11 protein-coding genes are annotated in these 14,489 nt (G+C 70.0%); 1 reads left to right on the forward strand and 10 read right to left on the reverse strand.

All coding sequences use genetic code 11. The features are described from left to right. Positions 1–36: 36 nt before the first annotated feature. From ACGFYV_RS04805 to ACGFYV_RS04830, 6 genes are all read right to left on the reverse strand, one after another. A complete protein-coding gene (locus ACGFYV_RS04805; protein ID WP_393876910.1) occupies positions 37–1,629 on the reverse strand; it encodes a cation acetate symporter in 1,593 nt (530 codons plus the stop codon). Beyond that, positions 1,626–2,177, reverse strand: a complete 552-nt coding sequence (locus ACGFYV_RS04810; RefSeq protein ID WP_393876911.1) for a DUF485 domain-containing protein — start codon at positions 2,175–2,177, stop codon at positions 1,626–1,628. Before ACGFYV_RS04810 ends, ACGFYV_RS04805 begins: the two co-directional genes overlap by 4 nt. Before the next feature lie 69 nt (positions 2,178–2,246). Further along, positions 2,247–2,933, reverse strand: coding sequence for a response regulator (locus tag ACGFYV_RS04815; protein ID WP_393876912.1), 687 nt, complete (start codon positions 2,931–2,933; stop codon positions 2,247–2,249). Continuing rightward, positions 2,930–4,078: a sensor histidine kinase gene (locus tag ACGFYV_RS04820; RefSeq protein WP_393876913.1), complete on the reverse strand. Its 1,149-nt coding sequence runs from the start codon at positions 4,076–4,078 to the stop codon at positions 2,930–2,932. Before ACGFYV_RS04820 ends, ACGFYV_RS04815 begins: the two co-directional genes overlap by 4 nt. Next, entirely contained in the window at positions 4,075–4,596 is a 522-nt protein-coding gene (locus tag ACGFYV_RS04825; protein WP_393876980.1) for a DUF1453 domain-containing protein, read from the reverse strand. Before ACGFYV_RS04825 ends, ACGFYV_RS04820 begins: the two co-directional genes overlap by 4 nt. 443 nt (positions 4,597–5,039) lie before the next feature. Continuing rightward, positions 5,040–7,163, reverse strand: coding sequence for a type IIA DNA topoisomerase subunit B (locus ACGFYV_RS04830; protein WP_393876914.1), 2,124 nt, complete (start codon positions 7,161–7,163; stop codon positions 5,040–5,042). Positions 7,164–7,605: 442 nt separating this feature from the next. On the opposite strand from ACGFYV_RS04830, the gene ACGFYV_RS04835 reads away from it, so the two are divergent. Continuing rightward, positions 7,606–7,836 (forward strand): hypothetical protein, encoded by a 231-nt coding sequence (locus ACGFYV_RS04835; protein WP_393876915.1) that lies wholly within the window; start codon positions 7,606–7,608, stop codon positions 7,834–7,836. A gap of 119 nt (positions 7,837–7,955) precedes the next feature. Here ACGFYV_RS04835 and ACGFYV_RS04840 read toward each other — a convergent pair whose 3' ends face one another. The 4 genes from ACGFYV_RS04840 to ACGFYV_RS04855 all read right to left on the reverse strand — a co-directional run bounded on the left by ACGFYV_RS04840 (position 7,956) and on the right by ACGFYV_RS04855 (position 14,341). After that, on the reverse strand, positions 7,956–8,825 hold the full coding sequence (locus ACGFYV_RS04840; protein WP_393876916.1) for a S1 family peptidase: 870 nt from the start codon (positions 8,823–8,825) through the stop codon (positions 7,956–7,958). Between the two features lie 122 nt (positions 8,826–8,947). Then, positions 8,948–10,492 carry an RNA polymerase sigma factor gene (locus tag ACGFYV_RS04845; RefSeq protein ID WP_393876917.1) on the reverse strand — a complete coding sequence of 515 codons (1,545 nt, stop codon included), beginning with the start codon at positions 10,490–10,492 and terminating at the stop codon, positions 8,948–8,950. 465 nt (positions 10,493–10,957) lie between these two features. Continuing rightward, entirely contained in the window at positions 10,958–11,845 is an 888-nt protein-coding gene (locus ACGFYV_RS04850) for a FadR/GntR family transcriptional regulator (protein ID WP_393876918.1), read from the reverse strand. Between the two features lie 162 nt (positions 11,846–12,007). After that, positions 12,008–14,341: an ATP-binding cassette domain-containing protein gene (locus ACGFYV_RS04855; RefSeq protein ID WP_393876919.1), complete on the reverse strand. Its 2,334-nt coding sequence runs from the start codon at positions 14,339–14,341 to the stop codon at positions 12,008–12,010. Positions 14,342–14,489 lie beyond the last annotated feature (148 nt).

Consider the following 14,489-nt stretch of genomic DNA (forward strand, 5'->3'; position numbering starts at 1 on the left):
GGCGGCGGAGGGGTACGACGGCGCCGACACCGGTGCTCAGACGGCTCCGGCGCCCGTCAGCGACCGCACCTCGGTCTCCGCGTACTTGGCCTCGTCCGCGACCTCGTCGGAGGTGATCGTGCCCAGCCACCCGGCGAGGAAGCCCAGCGGGATGGAGACGATGCCCGGGTTCTGCAACGGGAAGTACTGGAAGTCGACGTCCGGGAACAGCGATCCCGGACTGCCGGACACCACCGGCGACAACAGCACCAGAGCCAGCGCGGGAATCAGCCCTCCGTAGACGGACCACACCGCGCCGCGTGTGGTGAAGCCGCGCCAGAAGAGCGAGTACAGCAGCACCGGCAGGTTCGCGGACGCGGCCACGGCGAAGGCGAGGCCCACCAGGAAGGCGACGTTGAGGTCACGGGCCAGCAGCCCGAGCGCGATCGCGACGACACCGATGCCGACCGCGGCGACCCGCGCCACCGCCACCTCGCTGCGCATCGTGGCGTGCGACCGCCTGAGCGACGCGTACAGGTCGTGGGCCACGGACGCCGAGGAGGCGAGCGTGATCCCGGCGACCACGGCGAGGATCGTCGCGAACGCGACGGCGGCGACGACCGCGAACAGAACCGTCCCCCCTGTGGACGAGGGGCCGCCGCCCAGGTCGAGTGCGAGCAGGGGCATCGCCGTGTTCCCTGCCTCGCTCGACTCGCGCATGGCTTTCGGCCCCACGATCGCCGCCGCCCCGAAACCCAGCACGATCGTCATCAGGTAGAAGCCACCGATCAGCCCGATCGACCACACCGTCGAACGCCGGGCGGCCCGTGCGGTCGGCACGGTGTAGAAGCGGGACAGGATGTGCGGCAGACCCGCCGTACCCAGCACCAGCGCGAGTCCCAGGCTGATGAAGTCCAGGCGTGCCGTCCAGTCCCCGCCGTACTTCAGCCCCGGCGCCAGGAACGCCTCCCCGTGCCCGCTGCGCTCCGCGGCCGTGACCAGCAGCCGGTCGACGTCCCCGTGGAACCGCACCAGGACGAGCACGGTCAGCACGATGGTCCCGCCGAGCAGCAGCACCGCCTTCACGATCTGGATCCAGGTGGTGGCCCGCATCCCTCCCAACGACACGTAGATCACCATGAGCGCGCCGACCCCGATGACCGCCCACGACTGCGCCGCCCCGCTCGTCCGCCCCAGCAGCAGCGCCACCAGGCTGCCCGCGCCCACCATTTGCGCGACCAGATAGAGAACGGACACGGTGACCGAGGAAGTTCCCGCCGCGATCCGCACCGGCCGCTCGCTCATCCGCGCGGCCACCACGTCGGCCAGCGTGAACCGCCCGCAGTTGCGCACCAGTTCCGCCACCAGGAACAGCACGACCAGCCAGGCCACGAGGAACCCCACCACATACAGCAGCCCGTCGTAGCCGAACAGCGCGATGAGCCCCGTGACCCCGAGGAAGGAAGCGGCCGACATGTAGTCACCCGCGATGGCAAAACCATTCTCCATCGGGGAGAACAACCGCCCGCCGACGTAGAACTCCTCCGCCGACCCGTGCCGCCTGCGGCTCACCCAAGTGGTGATCCCCAGCGTGACGGCGACGAACCCGCTGAACAACACCAGCGCCAGCGTCTGGTGTCCGCCGGTCATGAAGCGCCTCCCTGAACCCCACGGGTCAGCTCCTGGGTGTCCCAGCGCAGTTCCAGCGCGGCCCTGTCCCGACGCAGTCGCGCATGGCGTGCATAGGCCCAGGTGAGCAGGAACGTGCTGAGGAACTGCCCGAGCCCCGCGACCATCCCCACGTTCACCGCCCCGACGACGGACCGGGCCATGAAACCGGGCGCCGCCGTCGCGGCGACCACGTACCCCACGTACCAGAGCAGAAAGACCACGACCGCCGGCACCACGAACTTCCGGTACCGCCCGCGCACTTCCTGGAACGCCTCGCTCCGTTGCACCTCGACGTACACGTCGCGGGCGCGCACGTCCGCCCCGTCCCGCTCCCCGCGGGCGGCCGGCACGGCGGGCGCCGCCGGCATGCCCGCGCCGTCCAACTCGCCCCAGCCCGAGGCCAACGCGTCGTACCAAGGGTCCTCGTGCCGCACGTCCCGTGAGGCCGCACCGTGGTCGTCCTGGTTATCGGCCGAACTCTCGGAACCGCCCCCGGTTCCGCGGGACCGCCCGTTGCTTGACTGCATGCCCAAGGATGGACAGATCGGGAAGATCTCTGACTCTTCTTCCCCGTGCTCTTCACCCCATCAGGTGATTCACTTCCCCGGTGGCCGTACCAGCCCCTTCCCGTACGCGTAACGCACCGCCTGCGCCCGGTCCTTGAGGCCCGTCTTGGCGAACAGATTGTTGATGTGTGTCTTCACCGTCGCGGTGGAGACGTGCAGCTTGCGGGCGATCTCCTGGTTGGTCAGCCCCTCGGCGATCAGCACCAGCACCTCGGTCTCCCGCGCCGTCAGCCCGTCGGGCGCCTCGGGCGGCGCCACCGCTGCGACCTCCGGTTCCGACAGCCTTTCCAGCAAGCGGCGTTGGATGCTCGGCGAGAGCCCCGCCTCGCCTGACAGGACACTCTCGACGGCGCGCACGATCTCGTCACCGCCCGCGTCCTTCGTGAGGTAGCCCCGCGCCCCCGCACGCAGCGCCGGGAACAGCGAATCGTCGTCCGCGAACGTGGTCAGCACCACCACCTGGGTCCCCGGGTACTGCGCCCGGATGCGCCGCGTGGCCTCCACACCGTCGCAGCGCGGCATCCGCAGGTCCATCAGCACGACGTCCGGCGCGAGTTCCCCGACCAGCCGCACAGCCTGCTCGCCGTCCCCCGCCGAGCCCACCACCTCCACCCCCGGCAGCAGCCCGAGCAGCATCACGATGCCTTCCCGTACGACCGTCTGGTCGTCGGCGACCACCACCCGTGCGGGCTTCTTCGCCCCCTCCGTCTCCGTCATACGGGCACCTTCAGCGTCACCACGAACCCCTCCTCGTCCGGACCCGCGTCCAGCGAGCCACCCAGCAGCTCGGCGCGCTCCCGCATGCCTCTCAGACCGTACCCGCCGCCGGACCCCGACATTTCTCCCGGTCTGCCTCCCGAGTCCCGCACATTCAGCATCACTTCCCGCTCGCTGTAGTCGAGCCGCACCTGCACCTTGGCGCCCTGGGCGTGCTTGCGGACGTTCGTCACCGCCTCCTGCGCCACCCGCCGCACGGCCTGGGACGCCTCGGCCGGCAGAGCCCTGCGTTCACCCGTGACGCTGACCTCGGCGCCGTCGGTCGCACGGACCAGTTCCGTCAGGAAGTCCTCCAGCGGGCTGAGGTCTCCACGCAGCGCCGACAAGGCCTGCCGGGTCTCGGCGAGCCCGTCGCGGGCCATCCCTCTGGCGGCTACCACCCGCTCCAGGATCTGCTCCCGTTCGGCGCCGCGCTCGATCAGCAGCCGGGCCGCCTCCAGGTGCACCAGTTGCGCCGAGAGGCTGTGCGCCAGCACGTCGTGGATCTCCCGCGCGATCCTCGCCCGTTCGGCCAGTGCCGCGGACTCCGCCTCGGCCGCCCGCGCGGCCCGCTCCTGGGCGAGCAGCCGCTGCGACTGGCCCCGGGCCTCCGCGTCCAGTCGCAGGACGTACCCGGCCAGAGCCATGCCTCCCGCGGTGGCGGCCGTGGTCAGCCACACGTTGTTGAACGCCGAGTACGAGGCCAGCGCCACCGAGGTCACGGGCAGGGCTGCCGCGAGAGGCAGCCGTTCCAGGGCGGAGATCCCGCAGCCGCACCAGATCACCAGGGCCGGTTCCCGGAATCCCGTGGCCTGGGCGACGATCGCCAGGCCCAGGAGCACACCCAGGAGTGCCAGGGAGGGGACCAGGCGGTGCTCGTAGGTCGTCCGGAAGAAGGCCCAGGAGACGACTGCCGCCAGCGCGACTCCGGCGGCGCCGGCGAGCGCTCCGGCGATGCCGACATGCGCCTGGTGGAAGGCACCCCACAGGAGCAACCCGAGCACCAGCAACCGGATGCCCCAGGCGATCAGGCGTCGAGGTCTGGAGGTTCCCGCGCGGCCCAGCGCCTCGCGTGACGGCCAGCGGATCCATGCGTTCTCCGTCACACGCGCTCCTTCCGGGCCGACAGCACCTCGTCACCGTACGCCGGAGCGGAGCCGCTCACGGAGCCCAGGGACCGGGCCCGCCAGGTCACGATGCCCGCGCGAACCAGCAGGGTGGCGGCCAGCCCGAGCATCAGGGCGGAAGTGTCCTGGTGCACGCCGAACGTCCGGCCGAGGGCGAAGACGCCGACGCGCAAGGCGATACCGACACCCCAGACGGCGAGGCTCGCCCCGGTGCTCTTGCTCCACACGACACCGTCCGGCTCCCTCCACACCCGGCTGGTCCAGGCCCAGCCGGCCCCCGTGGCCAGGCCTATGACCATTTCCACGGCGAGCAGCGAGGCGGATCCGGTGCGGTGGTGGGCGTCGAGTATGCCGCCCCCGCGCACCGCCATGACCGCGAGGATCACGGGCAGCAGCCACCAGCGCCGGTCGGTGTCGATCGCGCGGGCACGGAACTGCCGCGCGATCACGATGGCCACCACGGCAACGATCGCCAACGCGTTGAGGAGCCCGGACATCGAGGCCTCCGTGAGGGAGAGGGCGGTGCCGGGAGCGAGCGCTGCCGACATCCTCAAAATTACGGAAACTCGCTGGTCGGGAGATCGGAGCAGGGGTGGATCACGGGTGGAACTCCACAAGCCGCCGGCCTCCACCCGGGGGTGGAGACAGCCGCGGAGGGAGCTGGTCCGCAGAGACCGGCGGGGGGTGAGAGTTCCCGCCCCGTACCAGGGTCACAAGGTCACCTATGCACTCGGAGCGCAGGCGTCGGGTGGTGACGGTGACGCCTCGACGGCCACCATCTCGGCGGATGACACACCCCCTGCTCCGGCCCCTGCCCCGGCTCCGGCTCCGGCTCCGGCTCCGGCTCCGGTCGATAACGACCTCCCGGCACGGCTTCGGCCGACCGTCGTCCTGAACGGACACCCGGTCGGCCGAAGCCCAATGCAATGCAGCGCAGCGCTTACGCGTCGATGCGCGACCGGTCCAAGGTCGCGGCCGAGCTGGAGATGAACTCCTTGCGCGGGGCCACGTCGTTGCCCATCAGCAGGTCGAAGACCTGTTCGGCGGCGTCGAGGTCGGAGAGGTTGATCCGGCGCAGGGTGCGGTGGCGCGGGTCCATCGTGGTCTCGGCCAGCTGGTCGGCGTCCATCTCGCCCAGACCCTTGTAGCGCTGGATGGACTCCTTGAACCGGACGCCCTTGCTCTTGAACTCCATGAGCTTGTCGCGCAGCTCACGGTCCGAGTACGTGTAGACGTACTTGTCCTGCCCCTTCTTCGGCTGGACCAGCTCGATGCGGTGCAGCGGCGGCACAGCGGCGAAGACCCGGCCCGCCTCGACCATGGGCCGCATGTAGCGCTGGAACAGCGTCAGCAGCAGGCAGCGGATGTGGGAGCCGTCCACATCGGCGTCGGTCATCATGATGATCTTGCCGTAGCGAGCCTGGTCGATGTCGAAGGTGCGGCCCGAGCCCGCTCCTATGACCTGGATGATCGCGCCGCACTCGACGTTCTTGAGCATGTCGGTCACGGACGACCGCTGCACGTTGAGGATCTTGCCCCGGATCGGCAGCAGTGCCTGGAACTCGGAGTTCCGAGCCAGCTTCGCCGTACCGAGCGCGGAGTCGCCCTCGACGATGAACAGTTCGCTGCGGTCGACGTCGTCGCTGCGGCAGTCGGCGAGCTTGGCCGGCAGGGACGAGGACTCCAGAGCGGTCTTCCGCCGCTGGGCGTCCTTGTGCTGGCGGGCGGCCACGCGCGTGCGTGCGGCGGCGACCACCTTCTCCATGACGACCCGGGCCTGGGCGGCGGCGTCCCGCTTGGTGGAGGTCAGGAACCCCTTCAGCTCCGTGGTGACCACGTTGTTCACGATGCGCCGGGCCGCCGAGGTGCCGAGGACCTCCTTGGTCTGGCCCTCGAACTGCGGCTCGGCCAGGCGCACGGTGACGACGGCGGTGAGGCCCTCCAGAGCGTCGTCCTTGACGATGTTGTCCTCGGCCACACGGAGCATCTTCTTGGCGCGCAGCACGTCGTTCAGCGTCTGGGTGAGGGCCTGCTCGAAGCCCGCGACGTGGGTGCCGCCCTTGGGAGTGGCGATGATGTTGACGAACGACCTCAGGGTCGTGTCGTAACCGGTCCCCCAGCGCAGCGCGATGTCCACGCCCAGTTCGCGGGTGACGTCGGTGGGCGTCATCTGGCCGTGCTCGTCCAGGACGGGGACGGTCTCCTTGAAGGTGCCCTTGCCCGAGAAGCGGACCACGTCGGACACCGGCTTGTCGTTCGCCAGGTACTCGCAGAACTCGGAGATGCCCCCGTCGAAACGGAAGGACTCCTCGCCCTTGCTGCCGCCCTCGCCGAGGCCGGACTCGTCGCGGACGACGATGGTCAGGCCGGGCACCAGGAACGCGGTCTGGCGCGCGCGCTGGTGCAGGGTGTCCAGGGTGAGCTTGGCGTCCTTGAGGAAGATCTGCCGGTCGGCCCAGTAGCGCACACGCGTGCCGGTGCGGGTCTTGGGGATCCTCTTGGCCTTGGCGAGGCCGTTCCCGGCCTCGAACTTGGCCTCCGGGCCGTTGCCCGCGAAGGCACCCGGGACACCGCGCCGGAAGCTGATGGCGTGGGTGTGACCACCACGGTCCACCTCGACGTCGAGGCGCGCGGAGAGCGCGTTGACGACGGAGGCACCCACACCGTGCAGACCGCCGGAGGCGGCGTACGAGCCGCCGCCGAACTTGCCACCGGCGTGCAGCTTGGTCATGACGACCTCGACGCCGGACAGGCCGGTCTTGGGCTCCACGTCCACGGGGATGCCTCGGCCGTTGTCGCGGACCTCGACGGAGTTGTCGTCGTGGAGGATCACCTCGATGTGGTCGCAGTACCCGCCGAGGGCTTCGTCCACGGAGTTGTCGATGATCTCCCAGAGGCAGTGCATCAGACCGCGGCTGTCGGTCGAGCCGATGTACATACCCGGGCGCTTGCGTACGGCCTCGAGACCCTCGAGTACGAGCAGGTGCCGCGCGGTGTAGTTGGAACCGTCCCGGTCTGCTCCTGCCAGCAGCGCTGTGGACGGCACGGACGTGTCGGCGGTCACGCGGTTCGCTCCTCGCTGAATTTCTGGTGGGCCCCTTTGGCGTACGGGGCCGGCTTCGGTCTCCGCTCAGAGGGTACCGAGGCCTGGTAGAGCCGGTGTAACGCCACCCTCGTCGGGAAACTCAGACTAGTCCACGGTCGTATGGATGTTCGATCCCTCGATGGAGTGAAGTGCACATCACGTTCCATTGGAGGCATGAACCATTTAGGCTCCGGGCACGTCCTCATGAACAACCGGCAACCCCGCCGGGAGGACCGAGACTGAAGACAAGCGCGAAACCGTAAGCACACAAGAAGCGCACTACGGCACATTCGCCGCCAACCGGCAGCAGCAGCCGCCCCGGAAAGATTTTTTTCGAGGAAAAGCCACGAGCGGGAACGTTTTCGGGCTGGTTGGATGTTGACCCTGGTACGACAGCTCGTCGAGCTAGAGAAGAGGCGACGTGACTACTGTTCTGACCCCCGCGAGCCCGCTGACGGCCGCCGATCGCTGCGACCGCTGCGGCGCCCAGGCATACCTGCGCGTCGTGCTGCTCAGCGGCGGAGAACTGCTCTTCTGCGCCCACCACGGTCGCAAGTTCGAGCCGGAACTCAAGAAGATCGCCGCTGAGATACAGGACGAGACAGAGCGACTGACGGCCGTTCCCGGCAACGCTTCCGACGAAGAGCGCTGAATCTCGCGTCCACGACGAGCCAGCCCCGGCACAGGCCGGTGAACGGGCGGCCGCTCCTCTCCAGGAGCGGCCGCCCGCGCTCATCCCCGAGAACGCCTCAGGGAGCTCTCACAACGCCCTCAGGAAGCTCTCTGAGCCCCCTGTGGGTCCCCGGTGCCCCCGGTGTCCTTTTCCAGCACGCGTTCGACGTCGGACACGCGTGTGTAGACACCAGGGCTTCCCGGCCGTCCGCAGCCGTTCCCCCATGACACGAGTCCGATCAGCCGTCCACCGGCCACCAGAGGGCCGCCGCTGTCGCCCTGACAGGCGTCCGGACCTCCTGCGACCTCTCCGCCGCAGAGCATGGAGTCGGCGCGGTAGGCGCCGTCCCCGCCCCCCGGATAGGCCCGGACGCAGAGATCGTCCGCCAGCACATGCACGTCCGCGCCGTGCAGGCGACGGGTGTAGGACCCGTCCCCGGTCGTGTCGCCCCATCCCGAGACCAGGGCCTGCGTACCCGGTGTGTACGCCGGGTCGCCGGCCGCCGCCATGGGCACGACAGCGCTCTTCGGCAGCGGCCGCGCGAGCGTGAGCACGGCGAAGTCGCCGGAGTTCGCGACGGCGTCGTAGCCCGGATTGACCCGGACATCCTTCACCGCGACCTCCTCGCCGCCGTCGGCCAGCAGGTCGGTGCGCCCGGCGATGACCTTGAGGTCGCGTACCTGGTTCGGGGGCGCCCCGAGGGCGTCCTCGCCCATGCAGTGGGCCGCGGTGACCACGGTGGTCGGCGCGACCACCACGCCGCCGCAGAACTGCCCCGCCCGCGTACCTCCGAACCGGTCACGGCTGGACAGCGCCACCGTCCACGGGGCCTGGGAGACGTCTATCGGGAACCCCCCGACCACCACACTGCCGACGGCCGCCGGGGCGGCCCCGATCAGGGGTATGGCGCTCATGGTGGCCGCCAGAGCCAACGGCCGGATCAATGTCCGGACAACGGAACGGCGCATGCGGACTCCTCACTCAGGGTGGTACTGGAACACCCAGAGTCATCCACCCCATCGAAGCCCGCAGCACGAAGGCCCGGCCCCCGCGCGGGGAAACCGGGCCTTCGCCGTCGTACGCGTGCGATCTAGTCGAGGTAGTCGCGCAGCACCTGGGAACGCGAGGGGTGGCGCAGCTTCGACATGGTCTTGGACTCGATCTGGCGGATGCGCTCACGCGTCACGCCGTACACCTTGCCGATCTCGTCGAGGGTCTTCGGCTGACCGTCGGTGAGGCCGAAGCGCATGGAGACCACGCCGGCCTCGCGCTCGGACAGGGTGTCCAGGACGGAGTGCAGCTGCTCCTGCAGGAGCGTGAAGCTGACGGCGTCGGCGGGGACGACGGCCTCGGAGTCCTCGATGAGGTCACCGAACTCGCTGTCGCCGTCCTCACCCAGCGGGGTGTGCAGCGAGATGGGCTCGCGGCCGTACTTCTGGACCTCGATGACCTTCTCGGGGGTCATGTCGAGTTCCTTGGCCAGCTCCTCCGGGGTGGGCTCGCGGCCCAGGTCCTGGAGCATCTGGCGCTGCACGCGCGCGAGCTTGTTGATGACCTCGACCATGTGCACCGGGATACGGATGGTGCGGGCCTGGTCGGCCATGGCGCGGGTGATCGCCTGACGGATCCACCAGGTGGCGTACGTGGAGAACTTGTAGCCCTTGGTGTAGTCGAACTTCTCGACCGCGCGGATCAGACCGAGGTTGCCCTCCTGGATGAGGTCCAGGAAGAGCATGCCGCGGCCGGTGTAGCGCTTCGCCAGGGAGACCACCAGACGGAGGTTGGCCTCCAGGAGGTGGTTCTTGGCGCGGCGGCCGTCCTCGGCGATGATCTCCAGCTCGCGCTTCAGCTTCGGCGCCAGCTTGTCGGCGTTGGCCAGCTTGTCCTCGGCGAACAGACCCGCCTCGATGCGCTTGGCCAGCTCGACCTCCTGCTCGGCGTTGAGCAGGGGGACCTTGCCGATCTGCTTGAGGTAGTCCTTGACCGGGTCGGCGGTGGCACCGGCTGCGGCGACCTGCTGGGCGGGCGCGTCGTCCTCGTCCTCGTCCGACAGGACGAATCCGGCGCTCTCCGTACCCTCGGGCTCGTCGGCGACCTTGGTGTCCTCGAGGACCTCTTCCTCGAGAAGCTCGCCGTCTTCCTTCTTGCCCGTGGTCTTCTTCGCGGCCGTCTTCTTGGCGACGGTCTTCTTCGTGGCCGCCTTCTTGGCGGTCGTCTTCTTGGCTGCGGCCTTCTTGGCGGGTGCGGCTTCCTCGACGGAATCGTCGGCGACCGCGGCGGTGGGCGCTGCCGGGGCGGCCGCCGTGGTGGCGGTGGCCTTCCTGGTGGTCACCGTCTTGGCCGCGACCGTCTTGGTGGCGGTGCGCTTCGCCGGGCTCTTCGCTGCGACGCTCTTTCGGGTGCGCTTGGGCTCTGCGGCACTGACCATCAGCGTCACACCCTCTTCCTCAAGGATCTGATTGAGGCTGCGCAGTACGTTCTTCCACTGAGTGGCCGGAATCTGGTCAGCTTCGAAGGCCCGACGCACATCGTCGCCGGCGATCTGCCCCTCAGCCTTTCCCCGCTCAATGAGCGCCATGACAGAGACGGACTCGGCGATCTCCGGCGGGAGCGTACGGGATGTGCTGGCCGACACGAACAACCTCTCGGAACGTTGGAAAACGGCTTCCGGCCCCGTCCACAGTGGACCGGAGCCGACCACCGGCCTGGGGATGGGCCGACGGAGCGGGCGGGGGCCGGGAAGATGCACAGCGCCTTTTGTGGCGTCCGTATTCCCTCCGCGGCTGTCACCTCTTAGGTCATCGCGTTGTTTCCGCGAGCGTTACGCCCAATCCGCGTGGCCCGAGTCACACCCCGTAAGCGGTCAAAAGCGATCAGACGTGAGCGAAAGATATCTCTCCGACCTGACCAGGGCCGCCCCGTAAGGGCCGCCCCGCACACTCGAGGGGCCCACATCGCCGCCGAGCCCCGCCGGACTCCGTGACATCCGGCGAGGTCCGGCGACGGCCGGGCCCCGGGCCCGGCACGGCTCATCGGAACCGCGAGAGCGCAGAACCACGTGAACGCGGCACACCGGCGACTGCACCGCCTTCGGCGTGGTTCAGTGCTCGCGCGGGGCCGGCACCACGCGCTCCACCTCGGGGTGGGCGGTCAGCAGCTGCCGCATGGCCGCCTCGGCCGCCGTGCCGTCGCCGGTGCCGAGCGCGTCCACGATCCGCGCGTGCTGCGCGAGGGAGCCCTCGTTCGGCCGGTCGCACCCGGTGACCGGACCGCCGGAGACCTGGAGGGCCGCCGAGACGATCCCGGAGAGGTGCTCCAGCATGCGGTTGCCCGCGATCTGGATGAGCAGCGCGTGGAACTCGGTGTCGGCGCGCGAGAAGGTCAGCGCGTCACCCTGCGCGAGGGCGTGGCTCATGATCTCCACCATGTCGGACAGACGCTGCTGCACCTCCTCGCGGCCGTGCCCGGCGGCGAGGCGGGCGGCGAGGGGCTCGATCGTCCAGCGCAGCTCGCTCAGCTCGCGGCGCTGGTCGTCCCGCTGCGGCCCGAAAGCCCGCCATTCGATGATGTCCGGATCCAGGAGGTTCCAGTCACTGACGGGACGCACGCGCGTGCCGACGTTCGGGCGGGCACTGACGAGGCCCTTGGCCTCCAGAACACGGAGCGACTCGCGGACGACGGTGCGGGAGACCTCGAAGCGCTGGCCGATCTCCTCGGGCACCAGCGGACGGTCCGCCCCCAGGTCGCCGGAGACGATCATCTGTCCCAGCTGCTGGACGAGTTGGCCGTGCAGCCCGCGTCCACGGCTGCCGGCGGTGCGCCGGTTCACGCGCCCCAGCTCGGGCTCCGTTCCTTCCCAGGAGGGCACTCCGACGCGGTCGGGCGCCGAAGCCTCGGCGTAGGGGTAGCGGTCGAGTTCGCCCGGACCGGCCAGACCTGAGTCTGTGGAGCGGGCGGCGGTCATCATGGTGTGCGCAAGGGTACTCACGGAACCTTTGTCGGCCTTGTCTCCAACTCCCTTGAGGGCTTTGGTGAAAAGCACACGAAAGGGTGATCGCTCACCCCGTCGCAATTGACGCCTTATCGGAAAGAAATGGGCGTTCTTCGGGGAGTTGCGCGCACAGCAGGACGGGAACCGTACGCAACGCCGTCATCGGGCCCTGGCGCGCAGCGTCGTGAACACAAACGCACAGAGCAGTACGGCGAGCGACAACGTCATTGCGCCACCTACGGGTTGGGTGACGACCCGGGCCGCGGCGAGCAGGTAGCGCTCACCGCCGAAAGGCCATTGGAGCAGCAGCAGCGACCGCATCCGCACCTCGAGACCGGTCGCGGCTCGCACACCCGGCCCCCCGAGCGCCTTGTGCACGAGCGGTGCGACGACCACCGGCACGGCCAGGACGGCGGCAAGGCCCGCCGCCGTGGAGCGGAAGACACCGGCCGCGAGCACACCCGCCCACGCGCAGCCGATCACCAGACCGAACCAGCCCGCGCTCAACGAAAGCCAGTCAGCGGGAACTTGTGTCAGCTCCCGACCGTAGACGACATAGAGCGCTTCGGCGTCGCAGCCCAGACCCAGGAAGGCCAGCAGCGCGGCGGTGGCTCCGGAGACGAGGAGTTTCGCGGTGAGCAGCCCCAGCCGGCGGGGCACGGTTCCGCGGTCGACCGCCAGCGCGGGGTGGCGGAACTCGTCTCCGAAGGCCAGCGCGCCGAGCAACCCGGCGGCGAGCGCCACAGGTGGCAGCGGGAGCTCGCGCGGCCACGCGGCGAACAGGCGTGCCTGCGGTGTGTGCCCGACCCTGGCCAGGAGTACGGCGGTGAGGACGGACACCACCAGCGCGGCTCCGCAGGTGAGGAAGCCCGTGCTGATGCCGGTGGCGCGCCGCAGCTCGTAGCGCAGGGGGCGCAGGGGGCTGGGGGCGGAACGGACGGAGATGGGAGGCGGAAGGGCGGACAGAGCGTCGGGGCTGCGCTCTTCGCAGGAGCGCGGAGACCGGTCGGCCTCGCTTCGGCGGGCGGAGTGGTTCCTGGCTCCGGGGAGCGACGTACCGGTGGCGGCGGCGACGGAAGCACCCGCGGCTGCGGGGTACGCGATGCCGGCCGGCGCCTCTGGGGCTGCCGAGGCCGACGGACGACCTGCCTCCGGCGCGCCTTCGGCGGAACGGGGACGCTCGGCGCCGGCAAGGGCGATGAGAGGAAGGAGGCGAGTGCCTTCGTCCGCCGCGTCGATGGCGTCCGGATCCTCGGCGTCGACCACCGTCCCGTCGGATCCGGAACCGGTCGTGGCCGGCGTGGACCTCTCCACCCCGGAGGCGTCGGCGACGGTCGCCGCCTTTTCGGTCGAGGTGCTCGCGGCCGGGGTGCTGTCGGAGTCGTGGATGCTTTCGAGTCCGCCGGGGCTGTCGCCGCTTCCGGGGCGGCCGGACACCGGGTGATGCCAGCGTGGCTGCGTGACCGACGGCCACCTGCCGCCGGGGCTCTCCTGCTTCTGCTCCACCAGGGAGATGCCGTGCGCGACCTGCTTCTCGTCCCGCGCCGCGAAGCCCGGTACGCCCTGCACCGCCTCGGCATCCGAATCCGCCCCGCCCTCGTATCCCGTCCCCGCGCCTGCCCCCATGTCCCCGACCTCGTCGGCGAGTTGGTGGACGAGGATGCCGTTGCGGAAGGCCATCTCGCCGACGTCGGCGGTCGTGCTGCCGTACACGGAGAGCCGGTTGCCTCCCTCGCGCACGACCTCGACGGAACGGTGCGTGGTGCGGGCCTCTTTGGTGAGCAGGGCCGCAAGACGCGCGGCATAGGGACTGCGGACGGCCACCCGCGGGCGCAGCCTCGTGCGGGCGAACTCCTTGGCCTCCTGATCGGCGACGAGCCTGCCACCGTCGAGGGTGACGACGCGGTCGGCCGTGCGCGCGGCCTCCTTGGGGTCGGCGGTCGTGACGAGCACCGTGCCGCCCTGGGCGGCGTGTGCCCGCAGCATGCCGTGCACCCAGCGTGCCTCCTGGGCGGAGAGCCCGTCGGTGGGTTCGTCCAGCACGAGTGTGTGCGGGTCGGGCAGCAGGGCGCAGGCGAGGCCGAGCCGTCGGTCCATCCCGCGCGACAGGGTGCCGAGCGGTTCCTCGCGGAGGCTGACGAGCCCGACCACCTCCAGGACCTCGTCGGCACGTCGCGCCGGGACTCCGGCCGCCGCGCAGAGCATGCGCAGATGACCGCGGACCGAGCGGGCCGGATGCCCGGGTACGTCGCCGAGGAGTACGCCGACCTCCCGGGAGGGATGGGCGATACGGTGCAGGGGACGCCCTCTGAAGCAGGCGATGCCGCGCCCCCGCTGGAGTTCGAGCATCAGCCTGAGCGCGGTGGTCTTACCCGCACCGGCCGCTCCGAGGAGCACGGTGACACGGCCCGAGCGCGCTTCGAAGGAGACGTCGTCGACGGCGGGCGGGTGCGCCTTGCGGGGATCGCTGGTCAGTCCGAAGGCCTGGATCACCTGAAGCAAGATAGCGCGCGATGTCCGTTTTTTCGGTCATCACCCTGTCTACTCCCAGGTGGCGCGACGGGTGGCGCAACCCAGGTGAGCCGTTCGAGGGACCGGAGCCCCGAGCGAGCCGCGACACAGCGACGCACACCCACCGCGT

This window comes from Streptomyces sp. NPDC048297 (assembly GCF_043201585.1).
Lineage (GTDB): Bacteria > Actinomycetota > Actinomycetes > Streptomycetales > Streptomycetaceae > Streptomyces.